This is a genomic window from Acidihalobacter sp. (genome assembly GCF_037381185.1).
In the GTDB taxonomy this organism is placed as follows: Bacteria; Pseudomonadota; Gammaproteobacteria; order DSM-5130; family Acidihalobacteraceae; genus Acidihalobacter_A.
Genome location: NZ_JARRQY010000067.1, coordinates 1 through 15,620, shown reverse-complemented (window position 1 = coordinate 15,620; position 15,620 = coordinate 1). Strand labels below are relative to the sequence as shown.

General features: G+C 61.7%; 11 protein-coding genes, 1 tRNA gene and 2 pseudogenes. All 14 read left to right on the top strand.

The window, feature by feature from the left end:
• Positions 1–119 (top strand): annotated as a pseudogene (locus tag P8014_RS17990) (elongation factor Tu); the annotation flags it as partial.
• Positions 120–183: 64 nt separating this feature from the next.
• Positions 184–259: transfer RNA gene (locus P8014_RS17985), tRNA-Trp, on the top strand.
• 55 nt (positions 260–314) lie between these two features.
• Positions 315–692, top strand: coding sequence for a preprotein translocase subunit SecE (gene secE, locus P8014_RS17980; protein WP_337818702.1), 378 nt, complete (start codon positions 315–317; stop codon positions 690–692).
• Between the two features lies 1 nt (position 693).
• The gene (nusG, locus tag P8014_RS17975; RefSeq protein WP_337818701.1) at positions 694–1,224 is read left to right on the top strand and encodes a transcription termination/antitermination protein NusG; all 531 of its coding nucleotides are present in this window, start codon (positions 694–696) and stop codon (positions 1,222–1,224) included.
• A 67-nt stretch (positions 1,225–1,291) separates the two neighbouring features.
• Positions 1,292–1,723, top strand: coding sequence for a 50S ribosomal protein L11 (rplK, locus tag P8014_RS17970; RefSeq protein ID WP_337818700.1), 432 nt, complete (start codon positions 1,292–1,294; stop codon positions 1,721–1,723).
• 1 nt (position 1,724) lies between these two features.
• On the top strand, positions 1,725–2,420 hold the full coding sequence (rplA, locus tag P8014_RS17965) for a 50S ribosomal protein L1 (RefSeq protein ID WP_337818699.1): 696 nt from the start codon (positions 1,725–1,727) through the stop codon (positions 2,418–2,420).
• 236 nt (positions 2,421–2,656) lie between these two features.
• Positions 2,657–3,187, top strand: coding sequence for a 50S ribosomal protein L10 (gene rplJ, locus P8014_RS17960; protein ID WP_337818698.1), 531 nt, complete (start codon positions 2,657–2,659; stop codon positions 3,185–3,187).
• 42 nt (positions 3,188–3,229) lie between these two features.
• Positions 3,230–3,610 (top strand): 50S ribosomal protein L7/L12, encoded by a 381-nt coding sequence (gene rplL, locus P8014_RS17955; protein ID WP_337818697.1) that lies wholly within the window; start codon positions 3,230–3,232, stop codon positions 3,608–3,610.
• Positions 3,611–3,899: 289 nt separating this feature from the next.
• Positions 3,900–7,985 carry a DNA-directed RNA polymerase subunit beta gene (gene rpoB, locus P8014_RS17950; protein WP_337818696.1) on the top strand — a complete coding sequence of 1,362 codons (4,086 nt, stop codon included), beginning with the start codon at positions 3,900–3,902 and terminating at the stop codon, positions 7,983–7,985.
• 72 nt (positions 7,986–8,057) lie between these two features.
• Positions 8,058–12,173, top strand: a pseudogene (gene rpoC / locus P8014_RS17945) (DNA-directed RNA polymerase subunit beta'); the annotation flags it as partial.
• A 254-nt stretch (positions 12,174–12,427) separates the two neighbouring features.
• Positions 12,428–12,802: a 30S ribosomal protein S12 gene (gene rpsL / locus P8014_RS17940; RefSeq protein WP_337818695.1), complete on the top strand. Its 375-nt coding sequence runs from the start codon at positions 12,428–12,430 to the stop codon at positions 12,800–12,802.
• 35 nt (positions 12,803–12,837) lie between these two features.
• Positions 12,838–13,311: a 30S ribosomal protein S7 gene (rpsG, locus tag P8014_RS17935; protein WP_337818694.1), complete on the top strand. Its 474-nt coding sequence runs from the start codon at positions 12,838–12,840 to the stop codon at positions 13,309–13,311.
• A gap of 18 nt (positions 13,312–13,329) precedes the next feature.
• The gene (gene fusA, locus P8014_RS17930) at positions 13,330–15,429 is read left to right on the top strand and encodes an elongation factor G (protein ID WP_337818693.1); all 2,100 of its coding nucleotides are present in this window, start codon (positions 13,330–13,332) and stop codon (positions 15,427–15,429) included.
• 57 nt (positions 15,430–15,486) lie between these two features.
• Positions 15,487–15,620 (top strand): GTP-binding protein (locus P8014_RS17925; protein WP_337818324.1); only part of this gene is annotated, 134 nt, incomplete at its 3' end.

Sequence of the window (15,620 nt, the reverse complement as noted above, 5' to 3'; positions counted from 1 at the left end):
ACGTTGCGATGACGGTGTCGCTGATTGCGCCGATCGCGATGGAAGAGGGTCTTCGCTTTGCGATCCGCGAAGGTGGCCGCACCGTCGGTGCCGGCGTCGTGTCCAAAATCATCGAGTAAGTTCGATCGGCGAGCCGCGGGCGAAGGTGTGTCCTTCGTCTGCGGCGTCGTTGCGTAAGGATATAGGCCAGTAGCTCAATTGGCAGAGCAGCGGTCTCCAAAACCGCAGGTTGGGGGTTCGAGTCCCTCCTGGCCTGCCACTAACGAGAGGTTGGCGCAGTGGTGGCCGCCTCGTTTTCGGGTGACAGGCATAACATGGCTGAAAAGGCCGCATCGGCAGGGGGCGCTCTCGACTCCCTGAAGGTCGGCATCGCTGCAGTTTTAGTGGCTGCAGCGGTGGTCGGCTTCTATTACTTCTCCGATCAGATGCTCGTGGTCCGCGTGCTCGGCCTGTTGGTGGTCGCGGGTATTGCGGCGGGCGTGTTTTTGACCGCCGCGCCTGGCAAGCGCGTGTGGCGTTTTCTGCTCGACTCGCGCACCGAGGTGCGCAAGATGGTCTGGCCGTCGCGCGGGGAAACGACCCAGGTGACGCTGGTCGTTATCGCAATGGTTGTCGTGGTCGGTCTGTCGCTGTGGTTGTTGGACACGTTTCTCGGCTGGGCCGTGAAGCATTTGATGGGATACGGAGGCTGAGATGTTGCGTTGGTATGTGGTGCACGCCTACTCAGGCTTCGAGCAGCAGGTCAAGAAAGCTATCGAGGAGCACGTGCAGCGTGCCGAGATGCAGGACCTGTTCGGCCAGATTCTGGTGCCGACCGAAGAAGTCGTGGAGATGCGCGAGGGGCAGAAGCGCAGGAGTGAACGCAAGTTTTTCCCCGGCTACGTTCTCGTGCAGATGGACATGAACGACGCGACCTGGCATCTGATTCGCAACGTACCGCGTGTGCTGGGCTTCATCGGAGGGTCGCCGGACAAGCCGTCACCGATCACCGAGAAAGAGGCCGAGGCTATTCTCAATCGCATCCAGGAAGGTGTCGAGAAGCCACGTCCGAAGGTGCTGTTCGAGGTCGGCGAAGTCGTGCGCGTAACCGAGGGTCCGTTCAACGACTTCAATGGCGCGGTCGAAGAGGTCAACTACGACAAGAGTCGGCTGCTCGTAGCCGTTCAGATTTTTGGGCGTTCAACGCCCGTCGAGCTGGATTTCCACCAGGTCGAGAAGGTTTGACGCGCTAGTTTCGCGTCGATCACAGCATTGGGGAGCCGCGAGGCGCTTGCACCCGAAGGAGAGCTAAATGGCAAAAAAAGTCACCGGTTACATCAAATTGCAGGTGGCGGCCGGACAGGCCAACCCCAGTCCGCCCGTCGGCCCGGCGCTCGGTCAACACGGCGTCAACATCATGGAGTTCTGCAAGGCGTTCAACGCGCAGACCCAGAACGTTGAGGCCGGTCTGCCGCTGCCCGTGGTCATCACGGTTTACTCGGACCGCAGCTTTACTTTCATCACCAAGACGCCGCCGGCGTCGATTCTGCTGAAGAAGGCGCTGGGTCTGAAGAAGGGCAGCAGCACGCCGAACACCGCCAAGGTGGGCACCGTCACGCGCGAGCAGCTCGAAGAAATCGCCAAGACCAAGATGCCCGATCTGACCGCCGCGGACATGGATGCGGCTGTGCGCACCATCGCCGGCAGTGCCCGTGCGATGGGCCTGAACGTGGAGGGGGTCTGACATGGCGAAGCTGAGCAAGCGCATTCGTGCGATCCGTGAGCGCATTGAGCCGGGCAAGCTGTATCCGCTGACCGAGGCTCTGGGCCTGATCAAGGAAGGCGCCGGCGCCAAGTTCGTCGAGTCCGTGGACGTTGCCGTCAACCTCGGCGTCGATCCGCGTAAGTCCGATCAGGTGGTGCGTGGTTCTACCGTGCTGCCCAACGGCACCGGCAAGACCGTCCGCGTGGCCGTGTTCACGCAGGGCGCGAACGCCGAGGCTGCTGTCGAGGCCGGCGCTGACAAGGTCGGCATGGACGACCTGGCTGAAGAGGTCAAAGCCGGCAATCTGGATTTCGACGTGGTGGTCGCCAGCCCCGACGCGATGCGCGTCGTCGGCCAGTTGGGCCAGATCCTCGGCCCGCGCGGACTGATGCCCAATCCCAAGGTCGGTACGGTGACCCCGGACGTCGCGACTGCGGTGAAGAACGCCAAGGGCGGTCAGGTGCGTTACCGCACCGATAAGGCCGGCATTATTCATTGCAGCATCGGCAAGGCGGACTTCGAGATCGATGCCCTGATTGGCAACCTGAATGCGCTGTTGGCGGACCTGATCAAGGCCAAGCCGTCCAGCGCCAAGGGCGTCTATGTCAAGGCCGTGACCGTGTCGTCCACCATGGGTGCCGGTGTGCGTGTGGATCAGGCGTCGCTGGAACTGTAAGCGGCGGCGATAGAATTTCGCGACCCTTCGGGGTCGCGGAGGGGATGTACAAGGAAGTACGTCGTCCCAGACCGCAGGCGTCCTTCGGGACTTAATGGCTGAATCGCCTGCGCAGACGATGAAACCCGAGTCGGAACGACTGTTCGGGACATCGTTGGCAGCTCTGCCGCTTCGGCGTCGGAGTGACTTAAACGGCGAGGCGATGTCCGCCTCCCCGAGCAGTAAGGAGAGTAATCGTGGCACTTAATCTGGAAGACAAGAAGCGCGTCGTTTCGGAAGTTGCTGCGGTGGCTGCTGATGCGTATTCCGCGGTTGCCGCGGAATATCGTGGGATGACCGTGGAACAGCTGACCGATCTCCGCCGTAAGGCGCGCGATGGCGGTGTGTACCTGCGGGTGGTGAAGAATACGCTGGCGCGCCGTGCGCTCCAGGGTACCGAATTCGAGTGCATGAACGATGATCTCGTCGGTCCGCTCGTCCTGGCTTTCTCGCAAGAGGATCCGGGCGCGGCGGCGCGTGTGCTCAAGGATTTCGCCAAATCCAACGACAAGCTCGTGGTTAAGTTCCTGGCCGTCAGTGGTCAGAAGCTGCCCGCTAGCGAGCTTGAGCGTCTTGCCAGCCTGCCGACGTACGATCAGGCCATCAGTATGTTGATGGCGACGATGCGTGCGCCGCTCGACAAGTTTGCCCGCACCCTTAACGAGGTGCCCGGCAAACTGACTCGTACCGTGGCTGCGATTCGGGATCAGAAACAGGCTGCCGCCTGAGATCTCGCGTTTTGATTCGGGTTTATTGACTGGAGAAGTAACATGGCTGTATCCAAAGAAGACATCCTCGAGACGATTTCCAACATGACGGTGATGGAGGTCGTTGACCTGATTTCCGCCATGGAGGAGAAGTTCGGCGTTTCCGCCGCGGCCGCCGTGGCCGCTGCTCCTGCCGCCGCCGGTGGTGGCGAAGCCGCCGCTGCCGAAGAAAAGACCGAGTTCGACGTGGTCATGAGCAGCTTCGGCAGCAATAAGGTCGGCGTCATCAAAGTCGTGCGTGCCATCACCGGCCTGGGCCTGAAGGAAGCCAAGGACATGGTGGAAGGCGCGCCTTCGACCGTGAAGGAAGGCGCCTCCAAGGACGAAGCTGAAGATATCAAGAAGCAGCTTGAAGAGGCGGGTGCGTCCGTCGAACTCAAGTAAGCGTACGGTCCGCACTAGCGGAACGCACGTGTAATCCGGAATCGGCTGGCGGTGGAAACACTGCCGGCCTTTTCCCGTTTGTAGGCGTCTCAGGCGCCGCTGCGTCCGTTGCTGGGGCGCATATGTAAGACAGGACAGGCAGTTGCGGGCCATAAGGGCCACCGGCCCCGCACTTTGGCATGGATTGCCGGTTTGTCAAACGGGGCAGTGCCAAGCACTGCGGCCGAACGCTTCTGGCCAAGGCGGATCGGTCTGGACCCGAGACTTGATTTGGTAGTGAGGAATCGCGATGGCGTACAGCTACACCGAAAAGAAGCGTATCCGCAAGGATTTCGGCAAACAGCCCCAAATCCTGGAGGTCCCCTATCTCCTGGCGACGCAACTCGATTCGTACCGCCAGTTCCTGCAGCTCGACGCTCAGTCGACCGAGCGCCAGGATGTGGGCTTGCACAGTGCGTTCAAATCGGTGTTCCCGATTGTGAGCTACTCCGAGCACGTGATTCTCGATTACGTGAGCTATCGGCTCGGTGAGCCCGTGTTCGACGTCAAGGAATGCCAGTTGCGTGGGCAGACCTATGCCGCGCCGCTGCGGGTGGTGCTGCGTCTGGTGATCTATGACAAGGACGCCCCCGCGGGCTCCAAGGTCATCAAGGACGTCAAGGAGCAAGAGGTCTACATGGGCGAACTGCCGCTCATGACCGAGAACGGCACCTTCGTTATCAACGGCACCGAGCGTGTTATCGTTTCCCAGTTGCACCGCTCGCCGGGCGTGTTCTTCGACCACGACAAGGGCAAGACGCATTCCTCAGGCAAGCTGCTGTTCAGCGCTCGTGTGATTCCCTACCGCGGTTCCTGGCTGGATTTCGAATTCGATCCCAAGGACAGCGTGTTTGTGCGTATCGATCGCCGCCGCAAGCTGCCGGCCACGGTGCTGTTGCGCGCGCTCGGTTACGAGGATGAGCAGATCCTCGACGTGTTCTTCCAGAAGATCGGCGTCAAATCCGCCGGCGAAGACAGCTACAGCATTGATCTGGTGCCGGAGCGTCTGCGCGGTGAAACCGCCGTCGCCGACATCGTGGTCGATGGCAAGGTCCTGGTCGAGACTGGCCACCGGGTCAGCGCCCGCCACGTGCGGCAGATGGAAAAAGCCGGCCTGGACAAGCTTGAAGTGCCGTCCGAATACCTGGTCGGAAAGGTGCTCGCGCACAACGTGATCGACGAGTCGACCGGTGAGCTGATCGCGCGTGCCAACGCCGAACTCAACGGCGAAGTGCTGGCCGGTCTGAGCGAGGCCGGTGTGGAAAGCTTCCAGATCATCTACACCAACGATCTGGATTGTGGGCCGTATATCTCCAGCACGCTGGCGCTGGATCCGACCGCCACGCAACTCGAGGCGCAGGTCGAGATCTACCGGATGATGCGTCCCGGCGAGCCACCGACCAAGGAGGCCGCCCAGAATCTGTTCGAGAGCCTGTTCTTCAGCGAGGACCGCTACGATCTGTCCGCGGTCGGCCGCATGAAGTTCAACCGCCGCGTGGGCCGTGAAGAGGTCACCGGCTCCGGCACGCTGACCAACCAAGACATCCTCGACGTCCTAAAGACGCTGATCGACATCCGCAACGGCGATGGCACGGTCGACGACATCGACCATCTCGGTAACCGCCGCATCCGCTGCGTCGGCGAGATGGCCGAGAACACTTTCCGCGTCGGTTTGGTGCGCGTCGAGCGCGCGGTCAAGGAACGTCTGACCGTGGCCGAGAGTGAAGGCCTGATGCCGCAGGAACTGATCAACGCCAAGCCGGTGGCTGCCGCGATCAAGGAGTTCTTCGGCTCGTCGCAGCTGTCGCAGTTCATGGATCAGAACAACCCGCTGTCGGAGGTCACCCACAAGCGTCGTATCTCGGCTCTTGGGCCGGGCGGCCTGACCCGCGAACGCGCCGGTTTCGAGGTGCGCGATGTGCACCCGACGCACTATGGCCGTGTCTGCCCGATCGAGACGCCTGAAGGTCCGAACATCGGTCTGATCAACTCTCTGGCGCTGTACGCACGTACCAACGAGTATGGTTTCCTCGAGACGCCGTACCGCAAGGTCGTGGATCAGCAGGTGACCGCGGAGATCGCCTATCTGTCCGCCATCGAAGAGGCGCAGTACGTGATCGCGCAGGCCAATGCGCGCCTGGACGCCGAGGGCCGTTTCGTCGACGACATGATCTCCTGCCGTCATCAGAACGAGTTCGCGATGTCCACCCCGGATCGCATCGAGTACATGGATATCTCGCCCAAGCAGATCGTCTCGGTCGCTGCGGCGTTGATTCCGTTCCTCGAACACGACGACGCCAACCGCGCGCTGATGGGCTCCAACATGCAGCGCCAGGCCGTGCCCTGTCTGCGTGCCGAAAAGCCGATCGTCGGAACGGGCGTTGAGCGTATCGTGGCGATGGACTCCGGCGCGACCGTCAAGGCCCGCCGCGGGGGTATGGTCGATTCGGTGGACGCGGCGCGTATCGTTGTCCGTGTTAACGACGACGAGACCGCTCCCGGCGAACCCGGCGTCGACATCTACAACCTGACCAAGTACACGCGCTCGAACCAGAACACCTGCATCAACCAGCGTCCGCTGGTCAATCCGGGTGATCAGATCGCGCGCGGCGATGCGCTGGCCGACGGTTCTTCCACGGACATGGGTGAGCTGGCCCTGGGCCAGAACATGCTGGTCGCGTTCATGCCCTGGAACGGCTACAACTTCGAGGACTCCATCCTTATCTCCGAGCGCGTAGTGCAGGAAGACCGTTTCACCTCGATCCACATCGAGGAACTGACCTGCGTGGCGCGTGACACCAAGCTCGGACCGGAAGAGATCAGTTCCGATATCCCGAATGTCAGCGAGGGTCTGCTCAACAAGCTGGATGAGGCGGGCATCGTCTATATCGGCGCGGAAGTGCGACCTGGCGACATCCTGGTCGGCAAGGTCACGCCCAAGGGCGAAACCCAGCTGACCCCAGAGGAGAAGCTGCTGCGCGCGATCTTTGGCGAGAAGGCTTCCGACGTGAAGGACACCTCGCTGCGCGTGCCCTCGGGCATGGAAGGCACGGTGATCGACGTGCGGGTGTTCACCCGCGACGGTGTGGAGAAGGATTCGCGTGCGAAGTCGATCGAGGACACGGAACTCGAGCGCGTGCGCAAGGACCTTGCGGACCAGCTGCGTATCTACGAGAACGACGTCTACTCGCGGATTGAGCGTCTGTTGACCGGCAAGGTCGCCGAGGGCGGCCCCGGCAAGCTGGAGGCCGGCGCCAAGATCACCAAGGCGTATCTCAGCGAGATCGGCCGCGATCGCTGGGCGGAAATCCGCATGCGCAGCGAAGAGGTGAACGTGCAGCTCGAGACGCTGAACAAGCAGATCAGCGAGCAGCGTGAGTCCTTCGACGCCAAGCTGCGCGAGCAGCGCACCAAGCTCACCCAGGGCGACGATCTCGCGCCGGGCGTGCTGAAGATGGTCAAGGTGTATCTGGCCGTCAAGCGCCGCATGCAGCCGGGCGACAAGATGGCCGGCCGCCACGGTAACAAGGGTGTGGTGTCGATGATCGTTCCGGTCGAGGACATGCCGCACACCGAGAACGGCGAACCGGTCGATATCGTGCTCAACCCGCTGGGCGTGCCCTCGCGAATGAACGTCGGGCAGGTGCTGGAGACGCACCTGGGTTGGGCGGCCAAGGGTCTGGGTCACAAGATCGCGCGTATGATCGAGGCCAAGGCCAAGGTCGACGAACTGCGTGGCTTCCTCGACAAGATCTACAACTCGGACGATGCATTCCAGAAGGTGGATCTGGCCGAGTTCAGCGACGAAGAAGTGGTGCATCTGGCGAGCAATCTGCGCGCCGGTGTACCGCTCGCCACGCCGGTGTTCGACGGCGCCAGCGAGAGTGATATCCACGCCATGCTGCGTCTGGCCGATCTGCCCGAGAGTGGGCAGACTACGCTGGTTGACGGCCGCACCGGCGTCGCTTTCGAGCGTCCGGTAACCGTGGGCTACATGCACATGCTCAAGCTCAACCATCTCGTCGACGACAAGATGCACGCGCGTTCGACCGGCCCGTACAGCCTGGTCACTCAGCAGCCGCTGGGCGGTAAGGCGCAGTTCGGCGGTCAGCGTTTCGGGGAAATGGAAGTCTGGGCGCTGGAGGCCTACGGCGCGGCGTACACCTTGCAGGAAATGCTGACCGTCAAGTCGGACGACGTGGCGGGCCGCAACAAGATGTACAAGAACATCGTCGACGGCGATCACCGCATGGAGGCCAATATGCCCGAATCCTTCAACGTGTTGATGAAGGAAATCCGTTCGCTCGGTCTGGATGTCGAGCTTGAGCAGGACTAAAGCGTTGAAGAGGTGTGCGGCGCATGAGCGCCGTACGCCGGGCATGACTCTGATCTTTCGAGGCAGGTACATATGAGAGACCTACTGAACATTCTTAAGCCCAAGGGCCAGATGGACGATTTCGATGGCATTCGCATCGCGCTGGCCTCGCCCGATCTGATCCGTTCCTGGTCTTACGGCGAAGTGAAGAAGCCGGAGACCATCAATTACCGTACGTTCAAGCCGGAACGTGACGGCCTGTTCTGCGCCAAGATCTTCGGTCCGGTGAAGGACTACGAGTGCCTGTGCGGCAAGTACAAGCGCCTCAAGCACCGCGGCGTGGTCTGCGAGAAGTGCGGCGTCGAGGTGACCCAGGCAAAGGTGCGCCGCGAGCGTATGGGTCACATCGAACTGGCCAGCCCGACGGCGCACATCTGGTTCCTGAAGTCGCTGCCTTCGCGCATCGGCCTGTTGCTGGACATGACGCTGCGCGACATCGAGCGCATCTTGTACTTCGAAGCCTTCGTGGTCATCGATCCGGGCATGACCACGCTCGAGCGTTGCCAATTGCTGTCCGACGAGGGCTACCTCGAGGCGATCGAAGAGCACGGTGACGAGTTCGATGCCCGCATGGGTGCTGAGGCGGTGCTCGAGTTGCTCAAGAGCATGGACCTCAAGAGTGAGGCCGCACGCCTGCGTCAGGAAATGGCCGAGACGAACTCGGACACCAAGCTCAAGCGCGTGTCCAAACGCCTCAAGCTGATCGAGTCCTATCTGGAGTCGGGCAACAAGCCGGAGTGGATGATCCTCACCGTGCTGCCGGTGCTGCCGCCGGATCTGCGTCCGCTGGTGCCGCTGGACGGCGGCCGTTTTGCGACCTCGGATCTGAACGATCTATACCGCCGCGTGATCAACCGCAACAACCGCCTCAAGCGTCTGCTCGAGCTGAACGCGCCCGACATCATCGTGCGCAACGAGAAGCGCATGCTGCAGGAGTCGGTCGACGCGTTGCTCGACAACGGCCGCCGCGGCCGTGCGATCACCGGCACCAACAAGCGCCCGCTCAAGTCGCTGGCCGACATGATCAAGGGCAAGCAGGGCCGCTTCCGCCAGAACCTGCTCGGCAAGCGAGTCGACTACTCCGGCCGTTCGGTCATCGTGGTCGGCCCGACGCTGATGCTGCACCAGTGCGGCCTGCCCAAGAAGATGGCGCTGGAGCTGTTCAAGCCGTTCATCTTCGGCAAGCTGATCCGCCGCGGCCTGGCTACCACCATCAAGGCGGCCAAGAAGCTGGTCGAGCGCGAAGGCGCCGAGGTCTGGGACGTGCTCGAGGACGTGATCCGCGAGCATCCGGTCATGCTCAACCGCGCGCCGACGCTGCACCGTCTGGGTATTCAGGCCTTTGAGCCGGTGCTGATCGAGGGTAAGGCGATTCAGCTGCATCCGCTGGTCTGCGCCGCGTTCAACGCGGATTTCGACGGCGACCAGATGGCGGTGCACGTGCCGCTGTCGCTGGAGGCCCAGCTAGAGGCGCGCAGCCTCATGATGTCCTCCAACAACATCCTGTCGCCGGCCAACGGCGAGCCGATTATCGTGCCGTCGCAGGATATTGTGCTTGGTCTCTACTACATGACTCGCGAGCGCATCAATGCGCGTGGCGAGGGTATGGTGTTCGCCGACGTCGCCGAGGTGCACCGTGCCTATGAAGTGGGCATGCTCGAACTGCATGCGCGCGTGAAGGTCCGCATCACCGAACGCATTCAGCGCGAGGACGGCGAGATCGATACCGTCACTTCGGTCAAGGACACCACGGCGGGCCGTGCGCTGGTCTACGAGATCGCGCCCGACGGCATGGCCTTCGAGATGTTCGATCGCGATCTCACGAAGAAGGCGATCTCCAATCTGATCAATGCCTGCTATCGCCGCATGGGGCTGAAGGCGACCGTCATCTTCGCCGATCGCCTGATGTATACCGGCTATCGATACGCGACGCGCTCCGGCGTGTCCTTCGGCGCCAACGATATGGTGGTTCCCGACGAGAAAACGGAACTGCTGGCTAGCGCCGAGCAGGAGGTGCGCGACATTGAGGACCAGTATGCCAGCGGTCTGGTAACCAAGGGCGAGCGCTACAACAAGGTCATCGATATCTGGTCGCGTGCCAATGACCAGGTCGCCAAGGCGATGATGGACAAGCTCGGCAACGACGACGTGATCGACGCCGAAGGCAACTCCGTGCGCGAGAAGTCGTTCAACTCCATCTACATGATGGCCGACTCTGGGGCGCGTGGTTCTGCCGCGCAGATCCGTCAGCTCGCCGGTATGCGCGGCCTGATGGCCAAGCCGGACGGTTCGATCATCGAGACACCGATCACCGCGAATTTCCGTGAAGGCCTGAACGTTCTGCAGTACTTCATTTCAACCCACGGCGCGCGTAAGGGGCTTGCCGACACCGCGCTCAAGACCGCGAACTCCGGATACCTGACCCGTCGCCTGGTCGACGTGGCGCAGGATGTGGTGGTCACCGAAGTCGATTGCGGCACCCAGGAAGGCATCGTCATGGCGCCGATCATCGAGGGTGGCGACGTGGTCGAGCCGCTGCGTGAGCGGGTGCTGGGGCGCGTGCTGGCGCGCGAAGTGTTGCGGCCCGGTACCGAGGAAACGCTCCTCGAAGCCGGTACGCTGCTCGACGAAGCCCTCTGCGATAGCCTCGAAGAAGCTGGTGTGGACGAGGTGGTGGTGCGGTCCGCGATTACCTGTGAAACCCTGCATGGCGTCTGCAGCATGTGCTATGGACGTGACCTGGCGCGCGGCCATGCGGTGAATATCGGCGAATCCGTCGGCGTCATCGCGGCGCAGTCGATCGGGGAGCCGGGCACCCAGCTGACGATGCGTACCTTCCACATCGGTGGTGCGGCCAGCCGTTCGGCGGCAGCCAGCAACATTCAGGTGAAGGCCGCCGGTATCGTGCGTCTGCACAACGTCAAGCTGGTCGAGCACCACAACGGCAATTTGGTCGCGGTGTCACGTTCCGGCGAACTGGGCCTGGTGGACGAGATGGGGCGTGAGCGTGAGCGCTACAAGATCCCCTACGGTGCGACCATCAGCGTCAAGGACGGTGAAGCCACCAGTGCCGGTGGCATCGTGGCGAACTGGGATCCGCATACCCATCCGATCATCACCGAGATGAACGGCAAGGCGCGCTTCCTCGACTTCGTCGACGGCGTATCCGTAGTCAAGCAGGTCGACGAGATCACCGGTTTGAGTTCGACCGTGGTCACTGATCCGAAGGTGCGTGGCAGCGCCGGCAAGGATCTGCGTCCGGCGATCCGCCTGATCGACGAGGACGGCAACGATCTGATGCTTCCGGGCACCCAGCTCCCGGCAACCTACGTGCTGCCGGCCGGCGCTATCGTCAACCTCGAGGATGGCGACACGGTGGCCGTCGGCGACGTCATCGCGCGTATCCCGCAGGAGTCGTCCAAGACCCGCGACATCACCGGTGGTCTGCCGCGTGTCGCGGATCTGTTCGAGGCGCGCAAGCCCAAGGAACCTGCGATTCTCGCCGAACGCACCGGTACCATCACCTTTGGCAAGGACACCAAGGGCAAACAACGCCTGGTGATCACGGAGGAGGGTGGCGACGTCTACGAGGAACTGATTCCGAAGTGGCGCCAGGTCAGCGTGTTCGAAGGTGAAAAGGTAGAACGGGGCGAGGTCATCGCCGAGGGCGAACTCAGCCCGCACGACATTCTGCGTTTGCGCGGCATTCCGGCGCTGGCCAGCTACCTCGTGCGCGAAATCCAGGACGTCTACCGTCTGCAGGGCGTGAAGATCAACGACAAGCATATCGAGGCGATCATTCGTCAGATGCTGCGCAAGGTCGATATCGTCGACGCAGGCGATACACGCTTCCTCAAGGGCGAACAGGTTGACCGTTCCCGTCTGGTGGAGGAGAACCGCCGCGTGATGGCTGAAGGCAAGCAGCCGGCGCAGTACGAATCGGTGCTGCTGGGCATCACCAAGGCTTCGCTGGTGACCGAGTCGTTCATTTCCGCTGCGTCTTTCCAGGAGACCACGCGTGTTCTTACCGAAGCTTCCGTGCGCGGCAGCAAGGACGACCTGCGCGGGCTCAAGGAGAACGTCATCGTCGGTCGCCTGATTCCGTCGGGCACCGGGCTCGCTTTCCATGAGGAGCGGCGCCGCAAACGACATATGGGCGAGATGCTCGCGCTGGAGTTGGCGGCAGCTGCTGCCGAATCCGGCGATGCGGCCGATGAGACGGAAGAGATGGCGGTGCTGCGGGAAGCGCCGGAGAGCGGAACTGATGAAATCGGTTCCGCCGGGGAGGAGTGACGTCGCTGCGTCTTGACACGCGCTTGACAGACCTCTAATATTTCGCGTCCTTCGACAGGCTGCGTCTGTGCGGCCTGTCGTTTGTTTTAAGGGTTGGAGAGAAACGCTTAATGGCTACGATCAACCAGTTGGTGCGCAAGCCGCGCAAGCAGAAAAGGGAAAAAAGTAACGTTCCCGCGCTGGAGGCATGTCCGCAGCGTCGTGGCGTGTGCACGCGCGTGTACACCACGACTCCGAAGAAGCCGAACTCCGCGTTGCGTAAGGTCGCGCGCGTGCGTCTGACCAATGGTTACGAGGTCAGCGGCTACATCGGCGGTGAGGGACATAATCTGCAGGAGCACTCGGTGGTGCTCATCCGCGGCGGCCGTGTGAAGGATCTTCCCGGTGTGCGCTACCACGTGGTGCGCGGCAGCCTGGATACCCAGGGCGTGCAGAACCGCCGCCAGGCCCGTTCGAAGTACGGTGCGAAGCGGCCCAAGAGCTGATTCGTTTCCCTCTGATTCAGATTTAGAGAATCGCCATGCCTAGAAGAAGAGAAGTTCCGAAGCGCCAGGTGTTGCCCGATCCGAAGTTCGGCAGCGAGCAGTTGGCCAAGTTCATCAACTTCGTGATGGAAAGCGGCAAGAAGTCGGTCGCCGAGCATATCGTTTACGGTGCGCTGGACCACATCTCGACCCGCAAGTCCGGCGTTGATCCGCTTGAGGTGCTCGGCGGCGCGCTGGAGAATGTGCGACCCATGGTCGAGGTCAAGTCGCGCCGCGTCGGTGGCGCTACCTATCAAGTGCCGGTCGAAGTCCGTTCCGTGCGTCAGAACGCGCTGGCTATGCGCTGGTTGGTCGACGCTGCGCGCAAGCGCGGTGAGAAGTCGATGGCGCAGAAACTGGCCGGCGAGTTGATGGACGCCTCGGAAAGTAAGGGTGGTGCGGTGAAGAAGCGTGAAGATACGCACCGCATGGCCGAGGCCAACAAGGCCTTCTCTCATTATCGCTGGTAAACCCAGAGGAATTTGATCGTGGCACGCAAGACTCCCATCGAGCGGTATCGCAATATCGGCATCATGGCTCACATCGATGCCGGTAAGACGACGACCACCGAGCGCATCCTGTTCTACACCGGCGTCTCGCACAAGATTGGCGAAGTGCACGAGGGCGCCGCCACCATGGACTGGATGGAGCAGGAGCAGGAGCGGGGAATCACCATTACCTCCGCTGCCACGACATGCTTCTGGCAGGGCATGGATCGTCAGTTTCCCGAGTATCGCGTCAATATCATCGATACTCCTGGACACGTCGACTTCACCATCGAGGTGGAGCGCTCGCTGCGCGTGCTCGATGGTGCCTGCGCGGTGTTCTGCGCGGTCGGTGGTGTGGAGCCGCAGTCCGAGACCGTGTGGCGTCAGGCCAATAAGTACCACGTGCCGCGCATGGCGTTCGTCAACAAGATGGACCGCGCCGGCGCGAACTTCCTCAAGGTCGTCGAGCAGATCGGTACCCGTCTGGGCGCCAGCCCGGTGCCGGTGCAGTTGCCGATCGGTGCCGAGGAGGACTTCAAGGGCGTGGTCGATCTGGTCCGCATGCAGGCGATCTTCTGGAACGACGCCGACATGGGTATGACCTATGAGGCCAAGGATATTCCGGCGGATATGGCTGACGAGTGCGCCGAATGGCGCGAGAAGATGCTTGAAGCCGCGGCCGAAGCTTCCGAAGAGTTGATGGAGAAGTATCTCGAAGAGGGCGATCTGTCCGAAGAGGAAATCCGTCAGGGGCTGCGTACGCGTACGCTCGCCAACGAGATCGTCCCCACGCTGTGCGGTTCGGCGTTCAAGAACAAGGGCGTGCAGGCGATGCTCGATGCGGTTGTCTATTACATGCCCAGTCCGACCGACGTGCCTGCGATTCGCGGCCATCTGGACGACGCCGAAGAAACCGAGGCGGTGCGTCATTCCACCGACGACGAGCCGTTCGCTGCGCTGGCGTTCAAGATCGCAACCGACCCCTTTGTCGGTTCGCTGACTTTTTTCCGCGTTTACTCTGGCGTGATCAATTCCGGCGACACCGTGTTTAATCCGGTGAAGAGCAAGCGCGAGCGCGTCGGGCGTATTCTGCAGATGCACGCGAACTCCCGCGAGGAGATCAAGGAAGTGTGTGCGGGAGACATTGCCGCGGCCGTTGGTCTGAAGGATGTGACGACCGGCGATACGCTGTGCGACACGAATAACGTGATTACCCTGGAGCGCATGGAATTCCCTGAGCCCGTCATCTCGGTCGCGGTCGAACCGAAGACCAAGAGCGACCAAGAGAAGATGGGTATCGCGCTCTCCAAGCTGGCGCAGGAGGATCCGTCGTTCCGCGTACGCACCGACGAAGAGTCCGGGCAGACCATCATTTCCGGCATGGGTGAGCTGCATCTGGAGATTATCGTCGATCGCATGAAGCGCGAGTTCAAGGTCGAGGCGAATGTCGGTGCCCCGCAGGTCGCGTATCGCGAGACCATTCGCAAGAACGTCGAGCAGGAAGGCAAGTTCGTGCGCCAGTCCGGTGGTCGCGGTCAGTACGGCCACGTTTGGCTGCGCATCGAGCCTCGGGAGGCCGGTGCCGGTTACGAGTTCGAAAACGCCATTGTCGGTGGTGTGGTGCCGAGGGAGTACATTCCCGCGGTCGACAAGGGTATTCAGGAGCAGATGCAGAACGGTGTGCTGGCCGGATATCCGGTGGTGGATATCAAGGTCACGTTGTTCGACGGGTCCTACCACGACGTCGACTCCTCGGAAATGGCGTTCAAGATTGCCGGTTCCATGGGTTTCAAGGAGGGTGCGCTCAAGGCCTCTCCGGCGCTGCTCGAGCCGATCATGAAGGTCGAAGTGGTTACGCCCGAGGAATACATGGGTGATGTCATGGGCGATCTGAATCGGCGCCGCGGTTTGGTGCAGGGGATGGACGACGCTGCGGCCGGCAAGATCATCCGTGCCGAGGTGCCCTTGGCCGAGATGTTCGGTTACGCGACATCGCTGCGTTCTGCGACCCAGGGTCGCGCGAACTACTCGATGGAGTTCGAGAAGTACGCCGAGGCGCCTAGCAACGTGGCGGACGCAGTTATCAAGAAGGCCTCTTGACCGTCGTCTGGGCTCAATAGCACTTAATTTATCGGATTTTTGGAGAGGATTAGAGTCGTGGCCAAGGAAAAGTTTGAACGTACGAAGCCGCACGTAAACGTGGGTACGATCGGTCATGTTGATCATGGTAAGACGACGCTGACGGCGGCGCTGACCAAGGTGATGGGTGAGCAGCACGGCGGAGAGTTCAA